23 protein-coding genes and 1 tRNA gene are annotated in these 25480 nt (G+C 63.6%); 16 read left to right on the plus strand and 8 right to left on the minus strand.

Translation table 11 applies throughout. From position 1 onward, the window contains the following. Positions 1-3: 3 nt before the first annotated feature. The 9 genes from NPS58_RS12160 to NPS58_RS12200 all read left to right on the plus strand — a co-directional run bounded on the left by NPS58_RS12160 (position 4) and on the right by NPS58_RS12200 (position 12388). Positions 4-1560, plus strand: a complete 1557-nt coding sequence (locus NPS58_RS12160) for an acyl-CoA synthetase (protein ID WP_274115597.1) — start codon at positions 4-6, stop codon at positions 1558-1560. Positions 1561-1675: 115 nt separating this feature from the next. After that, positions 1676-2815 (plus strand): acyl-CoA dehydrogenase family protein, encoded by a 1140-nt coding sequence (locus NPS58_RS12165; RefSeq protein ID WP_274115598.1) that lies wholly within the window; start codon positions 1676-1678, stop codon positions 2813-2815. Positions 2816-2843: 28 nt separating this feature from the next. Further along, positions 2844-4049 carry a lipid-transfer protein gene (locus NPS58_RS12170; RefSeq protein ID WP_274115599.1) on the plus strand — a complete coding sequence of 402 codons (1206 nt, stop codon included), beginning with the start codon at positions 2844-2846 and terminating at the stop codon, positions 4047-4049. Positions 4050-4133: 84 nt separating this feature from the next. Further along, positions 4134-5963, plus strand: a complete 1830-nt coding sequence (locus NPS58_RS12175) for a DUF1302 domain-containing protein (protein ID WP_274115600.1) — start codon at positions 4134-4136, stop codon at positions 5961-5963. 26 nt (positions 5964-5989) lie between these two features. Continuing rightward, positions 5990-7357 carry a DUF1329 domain-containing protein gene (locus NPS58_RS12180; protein ID WP_274115601.1) on the plus strand — a complete coding sequence of 456 codons (1368 nt, stop codon included), beginning with the start codon at positions 5990-5992 and terminating at the stop codon, positions 7355-7357. A gap of 125 nt (positions 7358-7482) precedes the next feature. After that, positions 7483-8886 (plus strand): coniferyl aldehyde dehydrogenase, encoded by a 1404-nt coding sequence (locus NPS58_RS12185; protein ID WP_274115602.1) that lies wholly within the window; start codon positions 7483-7485, stop codon positions 8884-8886. Between the two features lie 31 nt (positions 8887-8917). Then, entirely contained in the window at positions 8918-10003 is a 1086-nt protein-coding gene (locus tag NPS58_RS12190; protein WP_274115603.1) for a Zn-dependent alcohol dehydrogenase, read from the plus strand. Positions 10004-10066: 63 nt separating this feature from the next. Then, positions 10067-11260 carry an acyl-CoA dehydrogenase family protein gene (locus NPS58_RS12195; protein WP_274115604.1) on the plus strand — a complete coding sequence of 398 codons (1194 nt, stop codon included), beginning with the start codon at positions 10067-10069 and terminating at the stop codon, positions 11258-11260. Positions 11261-11272: 12 nt separating this feature from the next. Beyond that, positions 11273-12388, plus strand: coding sequence for an acyl-CoA dehydrogenase family protein (locus NPS58_RS12200; RefSeq protein ID WP_274115605.1), 1116 nt, complete (start codon positions 11273-11275; stop codon positions 12386-12388). Between the two features lie 114 nt (positions 12389-12502). Here the strand turns inward: NPS58_RS12200 and NPS58_RS12205 are convergent, their stop codons facing one another. The 5 genes from NPS58_RS12205 to napE are packed head-to-tail and all read right to left on the minus strand — an operon-like array spanning position 12503 to position 16571. Then, positions 12503-13099 (minus strand): cytochrome c3 family protein, encoded by a 597-nt coding sequence (locus NPS58_RS12205; protein ID WP_274115606.1) that lies wholly within the window; start codon positions 13097-13099, stop codon positions 12503-12505. 9 nt (positions 13100-13108) lie between these two features. After that, positions 13109-13594, minus strand: coding sequence for a nitrate reductase cytochrome c-type subunit (locus NPS58_RS12210; RefSeq protein ID WP_274115607.1), 486 nt, complete (start codon positions 13592-13594; stop codon positions 13109-13111). Positions 13595-13605: 11 nt separating this feature from the next. After that, positions 13606-16110 carry a nitrate reductase catalytic subunit NapA gene (napA, locus tag NPS58_RS12215; RefSeq protein WP_274115608.1) on the minus strand — a complete coding sequence of 835 codons (2505 nt, stop codon included), beginning with the start codon at positions 16108-16110 and terminating at the stop codon, positions 13606-13608. Then, a complete protein-coding gene (locus NPS58_RS12220) occupies positions 16107-16367 on the minus strand; it encodes a chaperone NapD (RefSeq protein ID WP_274115609.1) in 261 nt (86 codons plus the stop codon). Before NPS58_RS12220 ends, napA begins: the two co-directional genes overlap by 4 nt. 33 nt (positions 16368-16400) lie before the next feature. After that, the gene (gene napE, locus NPS58_RS12225; RefSeq protein WP_274115610.1) at positions 16401-16571 is read right to left on the minus strand and encodes a periplasmic nitrate reductase, NapE protein; all 171 of its coding nucleotides are present in this window, start codon (positions 16569-16571) and stop codon (positions 16401-16403) included. A 380-nt stretch (positions 16572-16951) separates the two neighbouring features. Here napE and NPS58_RS12230 point away from each other — a divergent pair. After that, positions 16952-17026: transfer RNA gene (locus NPS58_RS12230), tRNA-Gln, on the plus strand. Between the two features lie 138 nt (positions 17027-17164). On the opposite strand, the gene NPS58_RS12235 is transcribed toward NPS58_RS12230, so the two are convergent. The 3 genes from NPS58_RS12235 to NPS58_RS12245 all read right to left on the minus strand — a co-directional run bounded on the left by NPS58_RS12235 (position 17165) and on the right by NPS58_RS12245 (position 20713). Then, entirely contained in the window at positions 17165-19159 is a 1995-nt protein-coding gene (locus tag NPS58_RS12235; RefSeq protein ID WP_274115611.1) for a peptidase U32 family protein, read from the minus strand. Positions 19160-19343: 184 nt separating this feature from the next. Beyond that, positions 19344-19724, minus strand: coding sequence for a RidA family protein (locus tag NPS58_RS12240; protein WP_274115612.1), 381 nt, complete (start codon positions 19722-19724; stop codon positions 19344-19346). A 77-nt stretch (positions 19725-19801) separates the two neighbouring features. After that, positions 19802-20713, minus strand: a complete 912-nt coding sequence (locus tag NPS58_RS12245) for a LysR family transcriptional regulator (RefSeq protein WP_274115613.1) — start codon at positions 20711-20713, stop codon at positions 19802-19804. Positions 20714-20905: 192 nt separating this feature from the next. Here NPS58_RS12245 and NPS58_RS12250 point away from each other — a divergent pair, with 192 nt between their 5' ends. From NPS58_RS12250 to NPS58_RS12275, 6 genes are all read left to right on the plus strand, one after another. Continuing rightward, positions 20906-21121 (plus strand): hypothetical protein, encoded by a 216-nt coding sequence (locus NPS58_RS12250; protein WP_274115614.1) that lies wholly within the window; start codon positions 20906-20908, stop codon positions 21119-21121. A 180-nt stretch (positions 21122-21301) separates the two neighbouring features. Then, entirely contained in the window at positions 21302-23449 is a 2148-nt protein-coding gene (locus tag NPS58_RS12255; RefSeq protein WP_274115615.1) for an FUSC family protein, read from the plus strand. Beyond that, entirely contained in the window at positions 23439-23639 is a 201-nt protein-coding gene (locus NPS58_RS12260) for a DUF1656 domain-containing protein (protein WP_274115616.1), read from the plus strand. The genes NPS58_RS12255 and NPS58_RS12260 overlap by 11 nt, the downstream gene beginning before the upstream one ends. 3 nt (positions 23640-23642) lie before the next feature. Continuing rightward, positions 23643-24584, plus strand: coding sequence for a biotin/lipoyl-binding protein (locus tag NPS58_RS12265; protein WP_274115617.1), 942 nt, complete (start codon positions 23643-23645; stop codon positions 24582-24584). Between the two features lie 146 nt (positions 24585-24730). Then, complete coding sequence (locus NPS58_RS12270; RefSeq protein ID WP_274115618.1) at positions 24731-24880, plus strand: hypothetical protein; 150 nt, start codon at positions 24731-24733, stop codon at positions 24878-24880. Between the two features lie 80 nt (positions 24881-24960). Continuing rightward, a complete protein-coding gene (locus tag NPS58_RS12275; protein ID WP_274115619.1) occupies positions 24961-25428 on the plus strand; it encodes a sterol desaturase family protein in 468 nt (155 codons plus the stop codon). The last annotated feature ends 52 nt before the right edge of the window (positions 25429-25480 follow it).

A 25480-nucleotide genomic window follows, 5' to 3' on the forward strand; every position in this document is an offset into this window, starting at 1 on the left:
GCCATGTACATGACCCAATGCCTGCACCGTACCGTGCAACAGAACCCCGAACACCTGGCCACCTGTTTCGGCGAGCGGCGCCAGACCTACCGCCAGTTCGTCGAGCGTGTCGCCCGCCTTGCCGGTGCCCTGCAACGCCTGGGGATGGCCCCGGGCGACCGGGTCGGCATGCTGGCGCACAACAGCGACCGCTACCTGGAATACCTGTTTGCCGTCTGGTGGGGCGGCGGGGTGCTCAACCCGGTGAACAGCCGCTGGAGCGTGCCCGAGGTCGTCTACTCCCTGGACGACTGCAACACCGGCATCCTGATCGTCGATGAACACTTTGCCGGCCTCGCCGAGGGTATCCGCGCCCTGGTGCGCATGCCGACGCAGTTCATCTACGCCGGCGACGGCGAGGTGCCGGCGGGGATGCATGGCTTCGAACAGCTGATTGCCGACACGCCGGCGGTGCAGGATGCCGGGCGCAGTGGCGACGACCTGGCCTGCATCATGTACACCGGTGGCACCACCGGCTTTCCCAAGGGGGTGATGCAGTCGCACCAGAACCTGTGGTCGGCCTGCATGCCGCGCATGGTGGACATGCCGCCGATTGCCGGCGGCCGGCTGTTGCATGTCGCGCCGCTGTTCCACGTGGCCGGCATGGCGCGGGCATTGATCCAGTTCATGGCCGGTGAAAGCCATGTGCTGGTGGCAAGCTTCGATGCCGCGCACACCTTGCAGGTGATCGAGCGCGAGCGGGTCACAGAGACGTTGCTGGTGCCGAGCATGATCCTCGCGTTGCTGGCCCATCCCGACCTCGACCGGCGCGACCTCAGTACCCTCAAGCGCCTGACCTATGGCGCCTCCCCGAGTGCCGGCGAGATGGTCGAGCAGCTGCTGGCGCGGCTGCCGGACATCGAGCTTTCCCACTCCTACGGCCTCACCGAGGCATGCCCGGTGGTGTCGAGCAACCTGCCGTGCAACCACACCCCCCAGGCACGGGCCAGCGGGCTGTCGCGTTCGGTCGGGCGCGGCGGGCTGGGCGTGCAGGTGAAGATTGTCGACCCGGACGGCGTGGAGGTCCCGCGTGGCACCGTGGGCGAGATCATCGTACGCGGGCCGAACATCATGCGGGGCTACTGGAACAAGCCCGAAGAAACCGCCAGGGCCTTGCGCGATGGCTGGTTGTACACCGGCGACGGCGCCTACATGGATGAGCAGGGCTACCTGTTCATCGTCGACCGGCTCAAGGACATGATCGTCAGTGGCGGCGAGAACATCTATTCGGCCGAAGTCGAGAACGTCCTGGCCAGGCACCCGGCGGTGGCCCAGTGCGCGGTGATCGGTGTTCCCCATGCGCAGTGGGGCGAGGCGGTGCATGCGGTGGTGGTCTGCCACCCCGGCGCCCAGGTGGACGCGGCGCAACTGCGTGAGCATTGCCGCCAGTTCATCGCCGGCTACAAGTGCCCGAAGTCGGTTGAATTTCGCCAGCAACTACCGCTCTCGGCCGCCGGGAAAGTGCTCAAGCGAGTGTTGCGCGAGCCATTTGCGGCTGGCCATCCAACGCCTGCGAACTGACCCAAACACCGGCCATTCACGCTACCCGATCCGGGTGGCTTAAACCCCCACCCTGCTCACTACATTAGGGCTACGAAGCCGGCGTACCTGGCCGGGCAGCCCACTGGAGATCCCGATGCACATCAACCGTACCGTCTACCGCGAAGACCATGAAATGCTGCGTGAAACCGCACGGCGTTTCTTCGAGCGTGAATGCCTGCCCAAGCAGGCGCAGTGGGACAAAGCCGGGCAGGTCGACCGTGAAACCTGGCTCCAGGCCGGACGCCACAACCTGCTGTGTCTCACCGTGCCGACCGAATACGGTGGCGGTGGCGGCGACTTCGGTCATTCGGCGGTGCTGATCGAAGAACTCTACCGCGCTGGTGTCTCGGGCTGGAGCCTGGGGGTGCATTCGGACATCGTCGCGCCCTATATCGTGCGCCTGGGTACCGAAGCGCAAAAGCAGAAATGGCTGCCGAAAATCTGCACCGGCGAAACCGTGCTGGCGGTGGCCATGACCGAACCAGGCACCGGTTCCGACCTCAAGGCCATCCGCACCACCGCCGTGCGTGACGGCGACGAGTGGGTGATCAACGGCAGCAAGACGTTCATCAGCAACGGCCTGTCTTGCGACATGGTCGTGGTGGTGTGCAAGACCGACCCCACCGCCGGCGCCAAGGGTTGCAGCCTGATTGTGGTCGAGTGCGACCGGCCGGGCTTTCGTCGCGGCCGCAAGCTGGAAAAGGTCGGCCAGGCGGCCGCCGACACCGCCGAGATGTTCTTCGACGAGGTCCGGGTACCGGTAGGCAACCTGCTGGGCGAAGAGAACAGGGGCTTCATGCACTTGATGGAAGAGCTGCCCCAGGAGCGCCTGGTGATTGCCCTGTACAGCGCCGCCAAGCTTGAACGCCTGCTCGAGCAGACCCTCGAGTATGTGAAGGACCGCAAGGCTTTCGACCAGACCGTCTGGGACTTCCAGAACACCAAGTTCAAGCTCGCCGACATCAAGGCCCAGGCCACCGCGGTGCGCCTGACCATCGACTACTACATCAGCGAACACATGCGTCGGCGCCTGACGGTGCAGGAGTCGGCCATCGCCAAGCTGCTGGCCACCGAAACCCTGTGGAAGTGCCTGGACGACATGGTCCAGCTGCATGGCGGCTACGGCTACATGCTCGAGTATCCGATTGCCCGGGCGTTCGTCGATATGCGCGTGACACGTATCTTCGGTGGAACCAGTGAAGTGCTGCGTGAACTGATCGCACGCCAGCTTTGATCCCTTTTTCTTGTTATCAGGTGAGCCCATGAGCGAGAACGTAATAGTGGCCGGCGTCGGGATGATTCCCTTCAGCAAGCCCGGCACCAGCCCGACCTATGTACAGATGGGGGCCGAAGCGGTACGCCGCGCCCTGGCCGATGCCGGCGTTGGCTATGAGCTGGTACAGGAGGCCTACGCCGGGTATGTCTACGGCGACTCTACCTGCGGCCAGAGCGCGCTGTATGAAGTGGGCATGACCGGTATCCCGGTGATCAACGTCAACAACAACTGCGCCACCGGCTCGACCGCCCTGTACCTGGCGCGCAAGGCCATCGAGTCGGGGGCTGCCGATTGCGTGCTGGCGGTTGGTTTCGAACAGATGCAGGCCGGCCCGTTGCGGTCCCACTGGGACGACCGCCCGCCGACCCGCGAGCGCTTCTTGCCGATCCTGCGTGGCCTCACCGCCGATGTCGGCAGCGAGATGGCCCAGGCACTGCGCACCTTCGGCGGGGCCGGGCGCGAGTACATGGAAAAATACGGCACACGCATGGACACCTTCGCTGCCGTGCGGGCCAAGGCCAGCCGCCATGCGGCGAACAACCCCCTGGCCCTGTTTCGCAAGGTGCTGACCACCGAGGAGGTCATGGCCGACCCGGTGCTCTGGCCTGGCGTGATGACCCGCCTGATGGCATGCCCACCGACCTGCGGCGGTGCGGCGGCGATCCTGGTGTCGGAGCGTTTCGCCCGCAAGCACGGGCTGCGCCGCGACGTGCAGATCCTGGCCCAGGCCATGACCACCGACACGCCCGCGTCGTTCAATTTCGACAAGCCGTCGATGCTCGACTGGGTCGGCACGCACATGACCCGCGCTGCGGTGCACCAGGTGTACGAGAAAGCGGGCGTTGGCCCCGAGGACATCCAGCTGTGCGAGCTGCACGACTGTTTCGCCCAGAACGAGGTGATCTGCTACGAATCGCTGGGCTTCTGCCCGGAGGGCGGGGCCGAGAAGTTCGTCAAGAATGGCGACAACACCTACGGCGGGCAGATCGTCATCAACCCGTCCGGAGGCCTGCTTTCCAAAGGCCACCCTCTGGGGGCCACCGGCCTTGCCCAGTGCTACGAGCTGACCCAGCAACTGCGCGGCAACGCCGATCAGCGCCAGGTCGAGGGCGCGCGCCTGGGCATGGCGCATAACCTGGGCCTGGGCGGCGCTTGCGTGGTAACGCTCTACGCCGGCGTCGGCGGCCAGTAAACGCAACCGGTTTTTCGGGTGTAAGGACACACCCGTGCATCGCAGGCACGGATGCACCACTCAATCCCTAACCGGAGAAACCGCATGACAAGAACAACAATGCGCGGCGTCTTCCAGCCAAGTCTGCTGGCCGTAGCTGTAATGGTTGCCACCTGCGCGGGTAACCCTGCCCACGCTGTCGATTTCAACATCGGGGAGATTCAGGGCAATTTCGATTCGGCGCTGTCCATCGGCGCCAGTTGGTCGACCACCGACCCGGACTCGAAATTCATCTCCAACTTCAACTCGCAGGGCAAGGCCGGTGAGTCGGCGTCGCGTACCACCGACGACAACCGCCTGAACTTCAAGAAGGGCGAGACCTTTTCCAAGATATTCAAGGGCGTGCACGACCTGGAGCTCAAGTACGGTGACAGCGGTGCCTTCGTGCGCGGCAAGTACTGGTATGACTTCGAGTTGATGGACGAGCACCGGCCGTTCTACGACATCGACGACAGCGGGCGCGACCGTGCAGCCAAGTCGTCCGGGGCGATGTTCCTCGACAGCTTCGTCTACCACAACTACGCCATCGGTGATCAGGTCGGCAACGTGCGCCTGGGCAAACAGGTGGTGAGCTGGGGCGAGAGTACCTTCATCGGCAACTCCATCAACAGCATCAACCCGATCGACGTGGCGGCCCTGCGCCGTCCGGGGGCGGAAGTGAAGGAAGGCCTGATTCCGGTCAACCTGCTGTACGTGTCCCAGGGGGCAGCCGAGAACCTCCCCGCCGAAGCGTTCTACCAGCTCGAATGGGAGAAATCGGTGGTCGACAACTGCGGTACCTTCTTTGGCAACGACGGTGTGCCCCAGGGCTGCAACGACCGCCTGGTGGTCGCCGGCCTCGACCTGCCGCCGGGTGCCGCGCAGAACACCGGAGGCCTGGCGGCCATCGCGGCCGGCCTCGACGATGCCTACATTCCGCGCCTCAAGGACAACGATGCCCGCGACAGTGGCCAGTACGGCCTGGCCCTGCGCTGGTTCGTGCCGGAGCTCAACGACACTGAGTTCGGTGCCTACGCCATGAACTACCACAGCCGTAGCCCGTACCTGAGCATCAACCAGATGAGCAGTGCCGCAGGGGGCGTGACGTCGGCGCGCAGTACCCGCTACTTCATCGACTATCCCGAGGATATCCGTCTCTACGGCCTGAGCTTCCAGACCAACGTCGGCGGTGTCGCGCTGGGCGGCGAGGTCAGCTACCGGCCCAACATGCCCCTGCAGTTGAACACCGCCGACCTGCTCTCTGCGGCAACCTTTGGCGCCACCTCGCCCCTGATCACCAGCGGCTTCGCCGGCCGTACCCTGGGCGCCGAAGTCAACGGCTACAAGCGCATGCCAGTCACCCAGGCACAGGTGACCGCAACGCAGTTCTTCGACCAGGTGCTGGGCGCCAGCCGCCTGACCCTGGTGGGCGAGGTGGGCTACAACCACATCAACGGCCTGGGCAAGGCCGACGGCAGCGACCTGCGCTTTGGTCGCAGCCCTGCCTTCGGTTCCGGTGAACTGCCAGGCGCACTGGGCCTGGCCACCTGCCAGGGCACCGCGGCAGGCACCCCCTCGGCCAGCAACCCGGCGCAGGAGTGCAACGACGATGGTTTCTACACCAGCAACAGCTGGGGCTATCGCCTGCGCGGCAAGCTCGATTACCAGAACGTGCTCGCCGGCATCAACCTGTCGCCCAACCTCGCCTGGTCCCACGACGTGCAGGGCTATGGCCCGAACTTCGACGAAGGCTCCAAGGCGGTCAGCGTGGGTGTGGATGCCGAGTACCAGAACACCTACACCGCAAGCCTGAGCTACACCAACTTTTTTGGTGGCGACTTCAACACCAACATCGACCGCGACTACCTCGCCCTGAGCCTGGGCGTGAATTTCTGATGCAACCCTGCCAGAGGAACCTGAACATGAACGCACGTTTCATTCTGCGCGTTGGCGCATTGAGCCTTTCGCTGCTGGCAAGCAGTGTGATGGCCGCGGTTTCACCCCAGGAAGCCGCGCAACTAGGCACTACCCTGACACCGCTGGGTGCCCAGAAAGAGGGCAATGGCGATGGCAGCATCCCGGCCTGGACCGGCGGCCTGAAGCCTGGCGCGGCGCCCCTGGACAACGGCTTCCTGGGCGATCCGTTCGCCGGCGAAAAGCCGCAGATGGTGATTACCGCCGCCACTGCCGAGCAGTACAAGGACAAGCTCACCCCAGGCCAGCTGGCGATGTTCAAGCGCTATCCGGACAGCTACAAGATCCCGGTATACAAGACCCAGCGCACCGCCTCCTCGCCGCAGAACATCTACGACATTGCCAAGAAAAGCGCGGTGACCACCGAATTGGCGCCCGATGGCAACGGCCTGGTGAACTTCGCGCAGACCCGCTACTACCCATTCCCGATTCCCAAGAGCGGTGTTGAGGTGTACTGGAACCACACCAACCGCTACCGGGGCGGCAACTTGAGCCGTCAGGCGGCGCAGGCGGCGCCGCAAATCAATGGCTCGTATTCGATCGTCGAGTACGAAGACATCCTGGCGTTTCCGCAGTTGATGGGTGACGTCAAGCCGGGGCAGGGCGACAACATCCTCTACTACTACAAGCAGGAGATCACCGCACCGTCGCGCATGGCCGGCAGCGTGGTACTGATCCACGAGACCATCGACCAGGTCAGGGAACCGCGCCTGGCCTGGGTCTACAACGCCGGCCAGCGCCGCGTGCGGCGTGCGCCGCAGGTGGCCTACGACGGGCCGGGCAATGGCTCGGACGGCATGCGCACCGCCGACAACACCGACATGATGAACGGTGCCCCGGACCGCTACGACTGGAAGCTGATCGGCAAGAAAGAAATCTACATCCCGTACAACAACTACCGCCTGCAGTCGCCGAAGCTCAAGTACGAGCAGATCATCAAGCCGGGCCACATCGACCAGGACCTGACGCGCTATGAACTGCACCGGGTCTGGCATGTGCAGGCGACCCTCAAGCCAGGGCAGCGGCACATCTACGCCAAGCGCGACATGTACTTCGACGAAGACACCTGGCAACTGGCCGAAGTCGACCACTACGACGGCCGCGGCCAGCTGTGGCGGGTGGCGGAAGGGTACGCGATCAACGACTACGAACGCGGCGCGCCCAACTTCGCCATGCTCGGGATCTACGACCTGATTGCCGGTCGCTACAACATCATGGCGATGACCAACCAGTCGCGGCATGCGACCACCTATGGCGTCAGCGCCAAACTCACCGACTTCACCCCGGCGGCGTTGCGCAATGCGGGTGTGCGTTAACCGCTAGGCACAGGTGTGGGAGCGGGTCTTGTCCGCGATAGCGGTGTGTCAGCTACATCGCCTCGCGGGGCAAGCCCGCTCCTGCCTACCCACCACCTGATCCGGGTGGCGGCAGCGCCGCCCTGATGATCAACCATGCAGCCATTCGCACTCTGACAATAACAAGCGAGGCAGTGATGAGCGCCATCGAGCATGCAACCAGCACCGACATCCGTCTGATCCTGGATAAACAGCGAGCCGCCTTCCTGGCCAGTGAACCCTACAGCGCCGAACAGCGCTGCGAACTGATCGACCGCGCAATCACCCTGCTGGTCAACCACGAACAGGACATCATCGACGCCCTGAGCGCCGACTTCGGTCACCGCAGCCCCAGTTTTTCCAAGGGCAGCGAGGTGCTTTCACCCCTGGCAACCCTCACCCAGACCAAGGCCGAGCTGGCCCGCTGGATGCAACCCGAGGCACGCCAGGCCAAGGCCGGGCAGGCCTGGGTGCAGTATCAGCCACTGGGCGTAGTGGGCATCGTGACCGCCTGGAACGTACCGGGCTACATGGTGTTCAGCGGCCTGGCCGGGGCACTGGCCGCCGGTAACCGGGTGATGATCAAGCCCTCCGAGTTCACCCCCCGTACCTCGGCCCTGATTGCTCGGCTGATCCGCTCGGCCTATGCCGAAGAGGAGGTCGCGGTGGTCGTCGGTGGCCCCGAGGTTGGCCAGGCATTCTGCAGCCTGCCGTTCGACCATTTGCTGTTCACCGGCGCCAGCAGCATCGGCAAGCATGTGCTGCGCGCCGCCGCCGAGAACCTGGTGCCGGTCACCCTGGAGCTGGGTGGCAAGTCACCGGCCATCCTCTCGCGCTCTGCCGACTTCAACGAGGCGGTGGCCAAGGTGGTCGTCGGCAAGCTGCTCAACGCCGGGCAGCTCTGCGTGGCGCCCGACTATGTGTTCGTGCCGCACGAATCGATGGATGCCTTCATCGCCGTGGCCAAGGCGGTGGTGGCGAAGTTCTTCCCGACGCTCAAGGACAACCCCGAGTACACCTCGATCATCAACGCTCGCCACGTCGAGCGTTTGCAGCGTTACTTGGGCGAAGCGCGCGAGGCCGGGGTGGAATTGATCGAACTCAACCCTGCTGCCGAGGACCTGAGCGATGCACCGCTGAACAAGATCGCGCCAACCTTGCTGCGCGATCCGGGCAACGACCTGCAGGTGATGCAGGACGAGATCTTTGGCCCGCTGCTGCCGATCAAGCCCTACCACAGCATCACCGAGGTCATCGACTTCATCAACGCCCGCCCTAGGCCCCTGGCGCTCTATTACTTCGGCCATGACGGCGAAGAAGAAACGCGGGTGCTCAGCCGTACCTGCTCCGGCGGCGTGACCCTCAACGGCGTGCTCAGCCATGCCAGCACCGAAGGCCTGCCGTTCGGTGGCGTTGGCCAGAGCGGCATGGGCGCCTATCACGGTATCGACGGCTTCCGTACCTTCAGTCATGCCAAGGCGGTGCTGCGTAGCGCGCCAGCCACGGCCTGAACCTTCACACCCCCCAATCAGGAGAACTGCCATGAAAGCTGCCGTATTCCATCAGGTTGGCGCCCCGCTGGTTATCGAAGAAGTGGGCATCAGCAAACCGGGCCCGCGTGAGGTGCTGATCCGCACCAAGGCCGTGGGGGTCTGCCACTCGGACCTGCATGTGATCGATGGGTCGTTCCCGTTCCCGGGCCCGCTGGTGCTGGGGCATGAAGCGGCCGGGGTGGTCGAGCAGGTCGGCAGCGAGGTTCGTTCGGTCAAGCCGGGCGACCATGTGGTGACGTGCCTCACGGTATTCTGCGGCCACTGCGAGCACTGCGTGACCGGCCATCTGGCGCGCTGCGTATCCCCGGAAACCAAACGTGCCGCGGACGAAGAGTCGCGCCTGACCTACGTGCAGAAGCCGATCCCGCAGTTCGTCAACCTGTCCGGCTTTGCCGAGCAGATGCTGGTGCATGAGAACGCCTGCGTGGCCATCCGCCGGGACATGCCGTTGGACCGCGCCGCGCTGCTCGGCTGCGCGGTGACCACCGGCACCGGCGCGGTGTTCAACACCGCCAAGGTCCGTCCGGGTGAAACCGTGGCGGTTATCGGCTGCGGCGGCATCGGCCTGGCTGCCATCAATGGCGCGGCGCTGGCGGGGGCAGGGCGGATCATCGCCATCGACATGATCGACTCCAAGCTGGAGCTGGCCCGCCAGTTTGGCGCCACTGACGTCATCAACGGTCGCGACGGCGATGCTGCCAAGCAGGTGCTGGAGCTGACCCGTGGCGGCGTGCACCACGCCTTCGAGTGCATCGGGCTCAAGCAGACCGTCGAACAGGCCTTCGCCATGCTTGCCCGGGGTGGCACCGCCACGGTGATTGGCATGCTCAAGCCGGGCCTGAAAATCGAAGTGGACCCGCTGCAACTGTTGCACGAACGGCGCATCCAGGGTTCGCTGATGGGCTCCAATCGCTTTCCGGTAGACATGCCGCGCCTGGTGGATTTCTACATGGCCGGCAAGCTCAAGCTCGACCAGATGATTTCCCAGCGCATCCGCCTGGAACAGATCAACGAGGCCTTCGACGAGTTGCGCCGTGGCGAGTTGGCTCGCTCGGTGATCCTGTTCGACGAGTAAGGCGCGCCGATGAACACACTGCCATCGTGCGCGGTGGCAGCTACCCGCTGATGGAGTGGATTGATGGACATTGAATACACAGCGCCCGAGCAGGCCTTCCGCGAGCACGTGCGGGCCTTTCTGCGTGACCGGCTGCCCACCGAGATGTCGACTCGGATCAGCCAGGGCAAGCGCCTGAGCAAGGCGCATCAGGTGCAATGGATGCAGATCCTCAACCAGCAGGGCTGGTTGGCACCAGGCTGGCGGGTGGAGGTGGGTGGCACTGGCTGGAGCGCGGTGCAAAAGCACATCTTCGATGAAGAATGCTTTGCTGCCGGGGCGCCGAAGGTGGTGTCGTTCGGGTTGAAAATGGTTGCCCCGGTGATCATCAAGTTCGGTACTGCAGAGCAGAAGACGCGCTTTTTGCCGCGCATCCTCAGTTGCGAAGACTGGTGGTGCCAGGGTTATTCGGAGCCGGGCGCAGGCTCGGACCTGTCGTCCTTGAAAACCCGGGCAGTGCGCGAGGGCGATCACTATGTGGTCAATGGACAGAAGACCTGGACCACCCTGGCGCATTTTGCCGACTGGATGTTCTGCCTGGTGCGCACCGACCCCGAGGCACGCCAGCAGCGGGGCATTTCATTCCTGCTGATCGACATGAAGACGCCGGGCATCACCGTCAGGCCGATCATCACCCTCGATGGCGAGCATGAAGTCAACGAAGTGTTCTTTGACAACGTTCGCGTACCGGTGGCCAACCTGGTCGGGCAGGAGAACGAAGGCTGGACCTGCGCCAAGTACCTGCTGACCCATGAGCGCACCAGCATTGGCGGGATCGCCCAGAACAAGGCGCTGCTCAGCCGCCTCAAGCACATCGCTGCGCATGAGCTGCGAGACGGTCGTCCATTGATCGAGGAGCCGCTGTTTCGCGCCCAGGTCGCTGAAGTCGAGATGCAGCTGATGGCTGCCGAAATGACCAGCCTGCGTACCCTGGCTGCCGCCCAGGATGGCGCCGCACCGGGAGCGGAAAGCTCGTTCCTGAAGATCAGGGGCACCGAGATCCGCCAGGCCATCACCTACCTGATGAGCAAGGCGGTGGGGCCCTACGCCATGCCGTTCATCGAGGACGAGCTGGGCTACGGGGAGGAGCCGTTGCTGTACACCGACTACAGCAGTGCGGCCACTTGTCAGTACCTGGATGCGCGCAAGGCGTCGATCTATGGCGGCGCCAACGAAATCCAGAAAAACATCATCGCGAAAATGATCCTCGAACTCTAAGGCGCACTGCTCATGGATTTCAAACTGACACAAGAGCAGCTGATGCTGCAGGACACCGCCGCGCGCCTGGTGCGTGCCGCCTATGGTTTCGAGCAGCGCGAACACGCCCGCAACAGTGCGTGTGGATTCAGCGCGGCGTTCATGCAGCAACTGGGCGAGCTTGGCCTGTGCGCCGTGCCTTTCGCCGAGGCCTATGGCGGTTTTGGCGGCAATGGCGTGGACAACCTGGTGGTCATGACCGAACTGGGGCGCGGGCTTTGTCTGGAGCCGTACTTGCACTCGGTGATCTACGCCGGTGGCCTGGTGGCGCAGTTGGGGAGCGAGGCGCAGAAACAGGCACTGTTGCCGCAGGTGGGCAGCGCCGGCCTGCAATTGGCGGTGGCCCTTGAGGAACCCCAGAGCCACTACCAGCTGCACGATGTGCAAACCGTGGCGACGCCCGTGGACGGCGGTTGGAGGCTGGATGGGCGCAAGTCTGTGGTGGTTGGCGGCCAGAGCGCGGGGCTGATCGTGGTGTCGGCGCGCAGCGGCGACGGGATCAGTCTGTTCCTGGTCGATCCGCACGCACCCGGTGTCGGTCGACGTTCGTTTGCAACCATTGATGGGCGCATGGCCTGCGAGCTTTATTTGCAGGCGGTGTTTGTCGAGGCGGGCGCGCTACTGGGCGAGCCGGGCAAGGCCTTGCCGGCACTTCGCTATCAGCAAGGGCGGGCGATTGCGGCGCAGTGCGCCGAAGCGGTGGGTAGCATGGAGGCGGCCTGTGCGCTGACCCTCGACTACCTGAAGACGCGCCAGCAGTTTGGTCAGGCGATCGGCAAGTTCCAGGTGTTGCAGCACCGTATGGTGGACATGCGCATCGAGTTGGACCAGGCCACCTCCATGGCCTTGCTCGCGGCCTGCGTGGCGGACCAGCCCGACAGCGAAGCGCGCAGCCGTACGTTGGCGGCGGCCAAGTTCATCGTCAGTCGGGCCAGTCGTTTTGTGGCTGACCAGGGCATCCAGCTGCATGGGGGCATCGGCCTGACCTGGGAATACATGCTGTCGCACCATGCCAAGCATTTGCTGATGGTGGCGCGCCAGTTCGGGGATGACGATCATCATCTGCAGGCGTTCGCCAAACTGATGTAGCCCGGTAGCAGCGGGCTTACCTCGCGAGAGGTCGGCACAGGCTGTACATAGTCGTGATGGCCTCATCGCGGGGCAGGCCCGCTCCCACAGGACCGGGCTTGCCCGCGATCCGTGCTACCAGCCCTTGACCCCATGCATGTCGGGCAGTTTGTGGGCGATGCCCTTGTGGCAATCAATACAGGTTGCCTCGCCCTTGGCCAGCGAGGTGGAGTGCATGGCCGCCGCGCGTTTGCTCTGGCGGGTGAAGTCCATGAACTCGAAGTTATGGCAGTTGCGACACTCGCGTGAGTCGTTGGCCTTGAGCCGTGCCCACTCGTGCTCGGCCAGCTCCCGGCGCAAGGCGACGAACTTGTCGCGGGTGTCGATGGTGCCGAAAATCTTGCCCCACACTTCCTTGGACGCCTGCATCTTGCGGGCGATCTTGTGGGTCCATTCGTGGGGCACGTGGCAATCCGGGCAACTGGCACGCACGCCGGAGCGGTTGGTGTAGTGGATGGTTTCCTTGAGTTCGACGAAGACGTTGTCACGCATCTCGTGGCACGACACGCAGAACTTCTCGGTGTTGGTCATCTCCAGCGCCGTGTTGAAACCACCCCAGAAGATGATCCCGGCGATAAAGCCACCCAGGGTCAGGAAGCCCAGGCTGAAATACACGCTTGGTCGACAGAGGATGCCCCAGTACTCCTTAAGCAGGGCGAACAGTGCTTTCATGGCGCCTCCTCAGGGTTTCTTCTCGGCGTTGGCGTCGTCTTGCAGGATCTTGTCGATGGTTTCAAAGGTGTTGCCTACCAGCGGCTGCACCTCTTTCTGCGGCACATGGCACTGGTTGCAGAAGTAGCGCCGCGGTGACACCGCCGCCAGCGCCTGGCCGTCGCGGTCCATGTAGTGGGTGATGCTGATCATGGTGGCCTGGCTGCGGGCACTGTTGGCGCGGCTGTGGCACGACAGGCACTTGTTGCCGTTGATGTCGATCTGGTAGCCGCGAATGCTGTGGGGAATGGTCGGCGGCTGGTCGGGGTAGTTGCGCTCGCGCTTGAGGTCCTTGTTTTCGTCGTTGGCAATCACCGGCGCCGGCATGTTCTGGGTCAGGGTGCCGCCGGGGCGACGCCCGTCCGGGCCGGGCGCGTCCAGGGGGTAGTCGACCTCGGCTGCAATCACCACGCCGATCGCAGCGAAGAGGCACAGCGGCAGGATGCGTAGATTCATGACGGTGCTCCTCAGGCCACGCTGATCAACTCGATTCGTATGGCGCATTTCTTGTAGTCGGTCTGCTTGGAGATCGGGTCGGTGGCATCGAGCGTGACCTTGTTGATCAGTTTGTTGGCATCGAAGAACGGCACGAACACCAGCCCGCGCGGTGGCTTGTTGCGTCCACGGGTCTCGATGCGTGCGCGGATTTCGCCACGACGGCTGATCACCTTCACTTCGCTGCCACGCCGGGCGTTGAGCGCCTTGGCATCGTCCGGGTGCATGTACACCAGGGCGTCGGGCACCGCCTTGTACAGTTCCTCGACCCGCTGGGTCATGCTGCCGGTGTGCCAGTGCTCCAGCACGCGGCCGGTGCTCAGCCAGAACGGGTAGTCGGCATCCGGGGCTTCGGCGGGTGGCTCGTAGGGCAGGGCGAAAATGATCGCCTTCTTGTCCGGGTAGCCATAGAACTGCACGCCACTGCCGGCTTCGACATACGGGTCGAACCCTTCGCGGTAGCGCCAGCGGGTTTCCTTGCCGTCCACCACCGGCCAGCGCAATCCGCGCTCGCTGTGGTAACGGTCGAAGGTGGCCAGGTCGTGGCCATGGCCGCGGCCGAACTGGGCGTACTCTTCGAACAGGCCCTTTTGCAAGTAGAAGCCGAAGGCCTTGGCCTCGTCGTTCTTGTAGCCGGCCTCCAGTTGCTCGACCGGGAACTGGTCGACCTGGCCGTTCTTGTACAGTACCTCGAACAAAGTCTTGCCCTTGAGCTCGGGGGCCTTGGCCAGCAGTTCGGCCGGCCAGACTTCATCGGTGGTAAAGCGCTTGGAGAACTCCACCAGTTGCCACAGGTCGGACTTGGCATCGCCCGGTGCACTGACCAGTTGGTGCCAGAACTGGGTACGCCGTTCGGCGTTGCCGAAGGCCCCTTCCTTTTCTACCCACATGGCGCTCGGCAGGATCAGGTCGGCGGCTTGCGCCGACACTGTGGGGTACACATCGGAGACGATCACGAAGTTGTCCGGCTTGCGCCAGCCGGGCAGCACCTCCTGCATGATATTGGGGCCGGCATGCATGTTGTTGCTGGCCTGGGTCCAGTAGACGTTGAGTACACCGTCCTTGAGCATGCGGCTCTGCTGCACGGCGTGGAACCCGACCTTTTCCTGGATCGTGCCGGCCGGCAGTTTCCAGATTTTCTCGGCGGTGGCGCGGTGCTTGGGGTTGGTCACCACCAGGTCGGCCGGCAGGCGGTGGGAGAAGGTGCCGACCTCCCGTGCGGTACCGCAGGCCGAGGGCTGGCCGGTGAGGGAGAAGGGGCTGTTGCCTGGCTCGCTGATCTTGCCGGTGAGCAAGTGGATGTTGTAGATCAGGTTGTTGGCCCACACACCGCGGGTGTGCTGGTTGAAGCCCATGGTCCAGAACGACACCACCTTGCGCTTGGGGTCGGCGTACAGCTCGGCCAGGGCCTTGAGCCGCTCGGCGGGTACGCCGGTTTCCCTGGCGGTGCGCTCCAGGGTGTAGGGCCTGACGAACGCTGCGTACTGCTCGAAGTCGATATCGCTCCAGGTGTTGGCCTTGTCGGCGTTCTTGGCCTTGGCTTCCAGCGGGTTGTCCGGGCGCAGGCCATAGCCGATGTCGTCGGCACCCTTGGCAAAGCGGGTGTGCTTGCTGACGAAGTCCTTGTTGACCGCACCGCTTTCGATGATGTGATTGGCGATGTAGTTGAGGATCAGCAGGTCGGTCTGCGGTTTGAACACCATGGGAATATCGGCCAGCTCGAAACTGCGGTGTTCGAAAGTCGACAGCACCGCGACCTTGACCTGGGGCTGGCTCAGGCGCCGGTCGGTGACCCGGCTCCAGAGGATCGGGTGCATCTCGGCCATGTTCGAGCCCCAGAGCACGAAGGCGTCGGTGGCCTCGATATCGTCGTAGCAACCCATCGGCTCGTCCATACCGAAGGTGCGCATGAAGCCCATGACCGCCGAGGCCATGCAATGGCGGGCGTTGGGGTCGATGTTGTTGCTGCGAAAGCCGGCCTTCATCAGCTTGTTGGCGGCGTAGCCTTCCCAGACCGTCCATTGGCCGGAGCCGAACATGCCCACGGATTCCGGGCCCTTGTTCTTCAGCGCTTCCTTGAACTTGGCCTCCATGATGTCGAAGGCCTTTTCCCAACTGATTGGCTGGAACTCGCCCTGTTTGTCGTACTGGCCGTTCTTCATGCGCAGCAGTGGCTGGGTCAGGCGGTCGTTGCCGTACATGATCTTGGACAGAAAGTAGCCTTTGACGCAGTTGAGACCGCGGTTGACCTCGGCCTTGACGTCGCCGTGGGTGGCCACGACCTTGTTGTCGCGGGTAGCGACCATCACGCTGCAACCGGTCCCGCAGAAGCGGCACGGCGCCTTGTTCCAGTCCAGGGTGACCATGTCGGCTTCGGTGATCAGGTTGCTGGCGGTGGTATAGATCGGCAGGCCGGCCGCGGCGGCGGCAATGGCGGCCGCCTGGGCCTTGGCGAATTCACGGCGGGTCATGCTCATTGGGACGCTCCTGCAGGGTCGAGGAGTTCGTGATAGATCAACGCCGCATTAAGTACGCCGGGCAAATTGTTGATCTGTTCGATGCGTTGAAGAATCTCTGCTTCATCACGGGCTTCAAGTACCACCACTAACTTCCCCAGGGCACTTTGTTGATGCAGTTCAAGCCCGTCGAGCAGGCGCAAGTTGGCTTTTACGGCTTCAAGCAGTTCGGGGCGGGCAAGTACTACAAGGCTGGCGATGTGCAGCATTTCGTCCATGGGCTGGCTCCAATAGACTTGGTAGGGGAAGGTCTATCCGTTGGGCGGCCCAGGCGGGCCGTAGAGCATTTGCAGGAACCAGATGATGAAACCGTAGCCGCCGACGATTGCCACCGACAGCAAGGGGAAGAGGAAGGCGACAAGAAAGATGAACAACCGGGCTTCCTTGCGACGCGCAGGTTTTTGTTCTTCAGCCAACGACATTGAACTATCTCCAGCCGAACTGTTGATTGAGCGTAGATCAACAAGAAGATCGGACGTGTCGATAAAAGCCCAGCGCGACCGACGGCGGATTGATACAGGTCATTTATACGGAAGATAACCAGGCGCTTATATAAGGTGCTAATAAGAACAATTATATTTCAACGTATTTGAATGGCGATTGATACAGCAGGCAAGGGCGTGGCAAGTTGCGCAAACGGGGAGCCTGAGTTGCGTAGGAGTGCTGTGAAGGCGGGCGCTGTTCTGTGCGCAGGCGGCGCCGTAATTCTGCAGCCGGGCAGTAAGCGGCTGTTTCCACTGATATTTTTTTTCTAAAGGGGCTTCCCAGGGCGCAAATATGTTGGTAAATTTGCGCGCATTACAGGGGCGTCGCCAAGCGGTAAGGCAGCAGGTTTTGATCCTGCCATGCGTTGGTTCGAATCCAGCCGCCCCTGCCATATTTTTCAAGATGCACCCCGGTCGTTCAGCAGCAATCGCTGCCAGAACGCCGGGGTGTTCTTGTTTCTGCGCCCGGTTTTCCCGCCAGCCGCGCAGACCTTGCACGGCGCCATCACAGCGCCATGCAGGCCCATCGCTTAGTGTGGCGCGCGGGGAATGGTCTTGAGCAGGTCTTCAGGGCTGATGTGGCCCACCACCTGTTGCACGCTGCCGGGTTGCGGCAGGTCGAGGATGTGGCCCTTCATCTTGCCGATCACGTGCATCTCGCATGGCTTGCAATCGAACTTCAGTGTCAGCACTTCATCGCCATGCACCAGCTGCATCGGCGCAACCTTGGTGCGCACGCCGGTCACGCCCTTGGCCTGCTTGGGGCACAGGTTGAAGGAGAAACGCAGGCAGTGCTTGGTGATCATCACCGGCACTTCTCCGGTTTCCTCGTGGGCCTCGTAGGCCGCGTCGATCAGCTTGACGCCGTGGCGGTGGTAGAAGTCGCGGGCCTTCTGGTTGTACACGTTGGCCAGGAACGACAGGTGCGACTCGGGGTATACCGGCGCAGGGTCGGTCTCGGCCTTGCGAGCCCCACGTGGGTGGGCGGCGACGCGGGCGCTGGTGAGGGCCTCGATCACTTCACGGCGCAGGGCCTTGAGCTGCGAGTTGGGGATGAAGTACGCCTGCGGTGCATCGAGCTTGATGTCCGTGGCATGGTACTGGGTGGTACCCAGCTGGCCGAGCAGGTCGTGCAGTTGCTCGAGCGCCTGCTCCGGCTTGTTGGCCACGCCGAACGGACCGTCCAGGGTGATGCTGGCGCTGACGCCTTCTTCACTGGTAGCGGTCAGCTGCAGGTGGTTCTCGCGCAGCTGTGCCTCCCAGGCCAGGCCGACACGGCGTTCGGCCGAGGTCTTCTGCAAGGCTTGCTGCCAGTTGTGGTCCAGGTTGCGACTCAGCGGATGGTTGGGGCGAAGTTGCAGGCCGTTGGGCATCTCGTTGGGCTCTACCCGGTAGCGGTAGCGCTTCTCGCCGTCTTCTTCGAACTCGCCCTTGGGCTCGGCGATGTTGGCGCGAAAGCCCACCACTTCACGCTTGACCAGCACGTTGAGGCCGTCGCCATTGGACAGTGGCTCGTGGGTGACGACCATCAGGTCGCGCTTGCCGACTTTTTCCACCACACCGACCGGCAGGCCGGTGAAGGTCGGGGAGTCGAAGGCGCCGATGTCGATCTTGCGCTCGCTGACGAAATAGTCGGTGCTGCCACGGTGGAAGGTCTTGTCCGGGTCGGGCAGGAAGAAATGCGCGGTGCGGCCGCTGGAGGCGCGGGCGAGGTCCGGGCGGTCTTCGAGGATGTCGTCCAGGCGCTGGCGGTAGTAGGCGGTGATGTTCTTCACATAGCCCATGTCCTTGTAGCGGCCCTCGATCTTGAACGAACGTACGCCGGCCTCGACCAGGGCGCGCAGGTTGGCGCTCTGGTTGTTGTCCTTCATCGACAGCAGGTGCTTTTCGTAGGCGATCACGCCGCCTTTTTCGTCCTTGAGGGTGTACGGCAGGCGGCAGGCCTGGGAGCAGTCGCCACGGTTGGCACTGCGCCCGGTCTGCGCGTGGGAGATGTTGCACTGGCCGGAGAACGCCACGCACAGCGCGCCGTGGATGAAGAACTCGATGGCGGCATCGGTTTCATCGGCGATGGCGCGGATTTCCTTGAGATTGAGCTCACGGGCCAGGACCAGTTGCGAGAAGCCCGCCTGGTCGAGGAACTTGGCCCGTCCCAGGGTGCGGATGTCGGTCTGGGTGCTGGCGTGCAGTTCGATCGGCGGGATGTCCAGTTCCATCACGCCCAGGTCCTGGACGATCAGGGCGTCGACGCCGGCGTCGTAGAGCTGGTGGATCAGTTTGCGGGCCGGTTCCAGCTCGTTGTCGTGCAGGATGGTGTTGATGGTGGTGAACACCCGGGCGTGGTAGCGCCGGGCAAATTCCACCAGTTGGGCGATTTCGCTCACCTCGTTGCAGGCATTGTGGCGCGCACCGAAGCTTGGGCCACCGATGTACACGGCGTCGGCGCCATGCAGGATGGCCTCGCGGGCGATGGCCACATCGCGGGCAGGGCTGAGCAGTTCTAGATGATGTTTGGGCAGGGACATGGTTTTTTTAGTCAGGCTGTCACGGTCAAGGCGCGCATTGTAGCGGCGAAACGGCGCGACGGCACCCGAATGCTGCCCGGTGGTGCGGCGGTGGTGTGGTGTGGGGTTGTGCGGGAGCGGGCTTGCCCCGCGATAGCGATCTCTCAGTCACATCGCATCGCGGGGCAAGTCCGCTCCTACCAGGTCAGGCCTTGGCGGCCATGGCGGTGACTTCGACGCGCATGCCTTCGGCTGCCAGGGCTGCCACGCCGACGGCGGCGCGCACCGGCCAGGGCTTGGCGAAGTAGCGCTTGTACACTTCGTTGAAGGCCGGTCGGTCAGCCATGTCGGTGAGGTAGATGGTCAGGTGCAGCACGCGGTCCATGGAGCTGCCGGCACGCTCCAGGGCCACCTTGAGCGCCTCCAGGGTGCATTCGCTCTGGGCCGTGATGTCGCCCAGCTCCAGGCTGCCGTCGGCGCGGGTAGGGATCTGGGTGGAAACCAGCAGGCCGCCGAAGCCGGTCACGTCACTGGAGATGGAGTCCGCGTCCGGGTCCGGGATGTAGGTGATGTCGTGGTTGGCCATGAGAACCTCGTGTTCCAGGTGAAAAAAGGCGCCCAGTCTAATCCCATGGCCATCGCCGTGCACCCGCGGCGCCGCGATCACTTGAGCCAGGCGATGAATTGTTCCTTGCAGTACTCGACGAACAACTGCGCAGGCTTGGTCAACTGCGTACGCTTCAACCACCCGGCCACCAGCCCGGAGCCGGTGACATTTTCGACCAGCTCGACACACACCACTTCCTGGCCGTCGTAGGTGCAGGTCAGGTGCGGACGGGTCACCAGCAAGGCAAAGCCGAACCCCTGGCCGACCATGCCGCGGACCATTTCGATCGAGGGCGAGCTGAAGACGATGTTGGGGGTCAGTTGCAGTTCCTCGAAGATACTCACGAAGTAGGTGCGGCTGGGCTGCACGTCGAGGAGGATCATCGGCTCCAGGGCCAGGTCTCGCAGCGACACCTGGGCCTGGCCTGCGAAGCGGTGCCCGGCCGGTACCAGGGCATAGGGGCGTTGCGGGGCCATCAACGCTTCGGTTTCGATGGTGCTGTCCAGGTCATGGTCGTAGAAGATCGCCAGGTCGAAGCGCCCACCGGTCAGGCCCTGAACCAGCTCCTGCTGCTCACCGTCCTGCAGGCGGATCTCCACCCCCGGGAAGCGTTCGTGAAAACCCTTGATCAGGCGCGGCAGGTAGAGCGGGGCAACGGTTTCGAAGCAGCCGATGTCGATCTGGCCGCACACCACGTCGTTGTCGGCCAGTGCGTTCTGCTCGAACTCCCGGGCCATGCGCAGCAGTTCCTGGGCCTTGCGGTAGAAGCGCGCGCCACTGGGGGTAAGCGACACGCCCTGGGCGTGATGGCGGATGAACAATTGCACGCCGAAGCTGTCTTCCAGGCCCTTGACCGCGGTGGAAATCGAAGGCTGCGCGATGTACAGCTTGCGCGAAGCCTCGGCGACGCTGCCGCATTCGACGGTGGTGACGAAGTACTTCAACTGACGCAAGGTATAGGACGCCACAGTGCACCTCTGGCTGATTGTTTTGCTACACGATACCCCGTCGGGCGATGTCTCCTGCAGCGGATTTTGCTGGGCACTGAGCATATTTTCACTGCTCAACCGTTGATCGCTTCGACGGCACGTGGGGGCGGTGGCGCGGCTCGAAAAGATACGGCCAGGATTTCACCCGGCCCGATTCGTGAGGTATCTGCCATGAGCACGCCACGCCCTGAGGATGATCCGCTCTGGAAGGATCCGCTGAACAACCCGCAACGCGAACACGACCCGGTCACCGACCCGAATGTCGATGGCGATCCACAACGACGCGAGCACCCCCAGGACGTCGAGCGAGTGCCTGACGATCCGGATACGAACGACCGCCTGCCTGAGCCGGACCAGCCCAGCCCGCTGTCGGACGATCGCCGCTAGTGGAGCGGGCTTGCCCTGCGATGCGAGCTGAGCGTCATATCGCTATCGCGGGACAAGCCCGCTCCTTCAGGTTGCGGGCCGCCACCGTTCCATAAATGCAACGCTCTAATATGCCGTTGCCGCTTCCGCCCACCCACCACTGTGGCTAAGGTAAGTAACACGGTGTGTCGAGGGAGCGGTATGCAGCCACTGGTCAACTATTTCAGGATGGTCCTGCACCCAGGGCCGGACACCTTTCGCTTTGCCTTGCGGACCATCGTCGCCTGCCTGCTGACGCTATACCTGGCCTTTATCTTCGACCTCGACCAACCCAAATGGTCGATCATGGCCGTGTTCATCGTCAGCCAGCCACTGGGCGGCATGACCCTGCAGCGCAGCTTTGCCCAGGTGGTCGGCACCACCATTGGCGCAGCGGTGGCGGTGCTGATCATGGCGCTGTTTCCCCAGGCGCCGGTGCCTTTTATCGTCACCCTGGCGCTATGGCTGGCCCTGTGTACCGCCGGTGGCACCTTGCTGCGCTATACCAGCTCCCATGCCTTTGTGCTCAGTGGGTTCACCGCCGTGGTGGTGGCCATGCTGGCGATTCCCGAGCAAGGCAACACCTTGATGCTGGCCATTACCCGGGTCACCGAGACCTTGCTGGCGGTGGCCTGCGTGTGTGCCGTCAGCCTGCTCGGCGCCCGGCCCCAGGCGGTAGCCAGTGGCTATTTCGCCAAGGTCGACAACCTGATCAAGCTGATGGCCGCCCATGCCGCAGCAGCCATTCGCGGCGAAGAATCCAGCGCCGCGTTCAGTCAACGGCAAATGCAGATCCTCGGTGAAATCAGCGCCCTGGAGGGGCTGCGTCGCCACCTGTACTTCGATGCCCCGCACTTGCGTGGAGCCAACGGCCTGGTGCAATTGCTGGGCAACCAGCTGGTACTGCTCAGCTCTCGGCTGACCGTGCTGCGCAATCAAAAGCTGATGATCGCCGAGCGCTGGCAGGGCGCGTACCCCGAATTCATCAACCGCCTGCTCACCGACGAGCTGGCCTTTCTCGACCAGTTGGCGCAACAGGGCAGGGCCATGCCGGCCAGTGCCCGCGAACGTTTCAGCGCCCTGCAACGGCGCTTCGACCAGGCCGCCCTGCAGGCCGAGCAGTTGCAGCACGACTTGCCCCCGACCCTGCGCTCGCTCGCCTGGGCGCTGCGCTGGGAGCAGGCGCGCCTGCTGGAGCAACTGGGCGAAATGCTGGAACTCAGCGATGCCATCCAGGAAGGCCGGGCCGGCGACTGTGTCTACCGCCAGCCACTGACCAACCCGCTGCACCTGGACTTTCGCCTGGCGGCGATGAACGCCAGTCGCGCCTTCGTCGCCTTGCTCGCCGCCGGCGCGATCTGGATCGAGACTGCCTGGGACGGCGCCCGCGCCGGGGTGATCCTGGTGGGCATCCTGTGTTCGTTGATGGCGACGTTTCCACGGCCCTTGATGGCCGCTCAAAACTACATGCGCGGGCTGGGCATGGCCCTGGTGGTGTCGGCGTTGTACCAGTTCTGGCTGATTCCCCAGGTGGTCGACTTCGAGATGCTCGCGCTGTTGCTGCTGCCGCTGCTGTATGTGGTCGCGGTGGGGCTCTCGACACCGATGACCGCCGGCATCGGCATGGGCCTGGGTTTGTCCAGCTTCCTGCTGTTCGGGCCGCAGAATATCGGAGCCTGGCAAAACACCGCGATCCAGTGGTTCGAGTTCGCCGGGGCCTATATCTGCGGCGGGGTACTGTCGCTGCTGGTGTACGCCTGGATGTTCCCGTTCAACCCACGACTGCGTATCGAGCGGCTGTTTCGCGAGACCCGCGAGCAGGTCTATGCCTTGCTCAAGGGACCCGCCAGCGATGAGCGGCAGTTTGCCTTCGAAAGCCGCATGGTCGACCGCCTGACCTTGATCCTCGGGCTGCTGCCCGCCACCCAGGATGCCCGCTCCAAGGCGTTGTTCGAAGTCAACCTGGCCTGCATGGCCCTGGGGGTGGCGTTGCGTCAGTTGCAGGAGCAGGGCCGCAGCAATTTGCTGCTGGCCGAGGCCACTCGCGAGCGCCTTGAGCAGGTTTTGCGCAACACCGGCCGCTATGTGGCCGGGCGCACCCGGGGCCAGTTGCCCGCGTTGCTCGACACCCTGCAAGCGCTGGGCGAAGACCTCGATACCCGGCACAGCGAAAAGTTCGATGCGCCAGCCGAACAGCTGCGCTCGCTGTTCCGGATTCGCGTTGCACTGCTGGTGATTGCCGGGTTCCTGCGTCACTACAGCAGCTACCTCGATCCCGCTGCCGAAGGAGAGCCGGCCCTTGCCCATTGATTTCGAGATCGGCGGCGTCTACCTGCCACCGATTGCCCAGGCCTTGTTGCTGGCCATGCCCGTGCTGTTCGTGCTGCTGTGGCTGTTGCAGCGCCTGGGCGTCATGCAACGGGTGTGGCACCCGGCCTTGTTCGAAGGTGCGCTGTACACCTGTGTTTGCGCCTTGATTATCCTGTTCATGGGGAGTTGAACCTTGAAGACGTTTCTGGCCCAGGCCTCGACCCTGGCAATCGTGGCACTGGCGTTGATCCTTGGCTGGTTTGCCTGGGAGCACTACACCCGCGCGCCCTGGACCCGCGATGCGCGAGTGCGCGCGGACGTGGTGACGCTGTCGGCCGATGTGTCGGGGCGCATCACCGCGCTGCATGTGCAAGACAACCAACACGTGAACAAGGGCGATCTGCTGCTTGAGATCGACCCGGCCCGCTACCAGCTGGCGGTCGAGCATGCGCGGCGTGCGGTGGAGGTGGCCCAGGCCAGCGAAGGCCAGGCGCGGGCGCAGATCGTCTCGAGCCAGGCGTTGCTCAAGCAGCGCCAGAGCGAAGAACAACGCCGGCGGACCTTGAAGCAGGGCTTCGCGATTTCCGGGGAAGAATGGGAGAAATCCAGCACCGAAGTCGCCGTGGCCCAGGCCGAGCTGATGCGCGGGCAGTCGGACTTGAGCCTGGCCCTGGCCAACAGCCGTCTGGCCAGGGCGGCGCTGACCCAGGCGGAGCTGGATCTTGAGCGCACACGAATCGTTTCGCCCGTCACAGGCTTCGTCACCAACCTGCAGACCCGCCAGGGTGACTACGCCAGCAGCGGCGTGGCCTTGCTGGCCCTGGTCGACAGCGGCTCGTTCTATGTCAGCGGCTACTTTGAAGAAACCAAGTTGCCGCGCATCCACCCTGGCAGCCGGGTAGACATCGCCCTGATGAGCGGGGAGCGTTTCGAGGGCAAGGTGCAGAGCATCGCCTACGCCATTACCGACCGCGAAAACGAGTTGGGCAATCGCCTTCTGGCCAACGTCAACCCCAGCTATACCTGGGTCAAGCTGGCCCAGCGAGTGCCGGTGCGGATCGAGATCGACCCGGCCTACGCCGGCAAGGCCACCTTGCGCGCCGGCACCACGGCTACGGTTACCGTGCGCGATTGAGGGGCGGGGCAGGTCATCGAAATGGTCTGGAAAGATAAATCAGTGGCGCATAAAGACAAGACACCCCCTGCACAAGGGATCATGGTGGTGCCTGACAACAAAAAAACTTCACCACCCAGGCCCCGCCCGGGTGAAGGAGCACCGTTATGCGCCACTACGTCTTTTCCCTGGTTGTTATCGCGCTGGTTGGCGCTGCCACCGCATCCACCATGCCCGATCCCGCCCCGCAACATTTTTCAATGACCAGCCTGTACCTGCCCAAAGTCACCGAACACGCGACATTCAATCGGTTTTAGCCGACTGCAGGGTGTGCCAACGGGTGCCTTGGTGGTAGGCTTTTCGCCCTTCACAGCCCCTTTGAACCGTACACCCTTCGATGATCCTCAACCTCGCGGTATTTCTCTGCACCCTGACGGCCATGGAGGGCATCGGCTACCTCGCGCATCGCTACATTATGCACGGCTGGGGCTGGTTCCTGCACCGCTCGCACCATGAACCGCACCTGGGGGCGCTGGAAACCAACGATATCTACCTGGCAGCCCTGGCCTTGATCGCCTTTGCCCTGGTCGCCCTAGGTCGGGCCGGCCATGCACCCTTGCAATGGGTGGGCGCGGGCGTGGCGGCGTTTGGTGTGCTCTACGTGATCGTCCACGATGGCATCGTGCACCGGCACTGGCCGTTCAAGCCCCGGCCGCGCAATCGCTACCTCAAGCGCTTGTACAAGGCGCACCTGCTGCACCATGCATTGAAGGGCCGGGACAACAACGTATCGTTCGGCTTTTTGTACGCACCTCCATTGCACCGCCTCAAGCGCCAGCTGCGCGAGCGCCGCAAGCACCTGTAGGAGCCGCTGCGCAATTTCATACAAGATTGCCGGCCCCGTTAAGCGTACGCTG

This window comes from Pseudomonas putida (genome assembly GCF_028682455.1).
GTDB lineage: Bacteria > Pseudomonadota > Gammaproteobacteria > Pseudomonadales > Pseudomonadaceae > Aquipseudomonas > Aquipseudomonas putida_AA.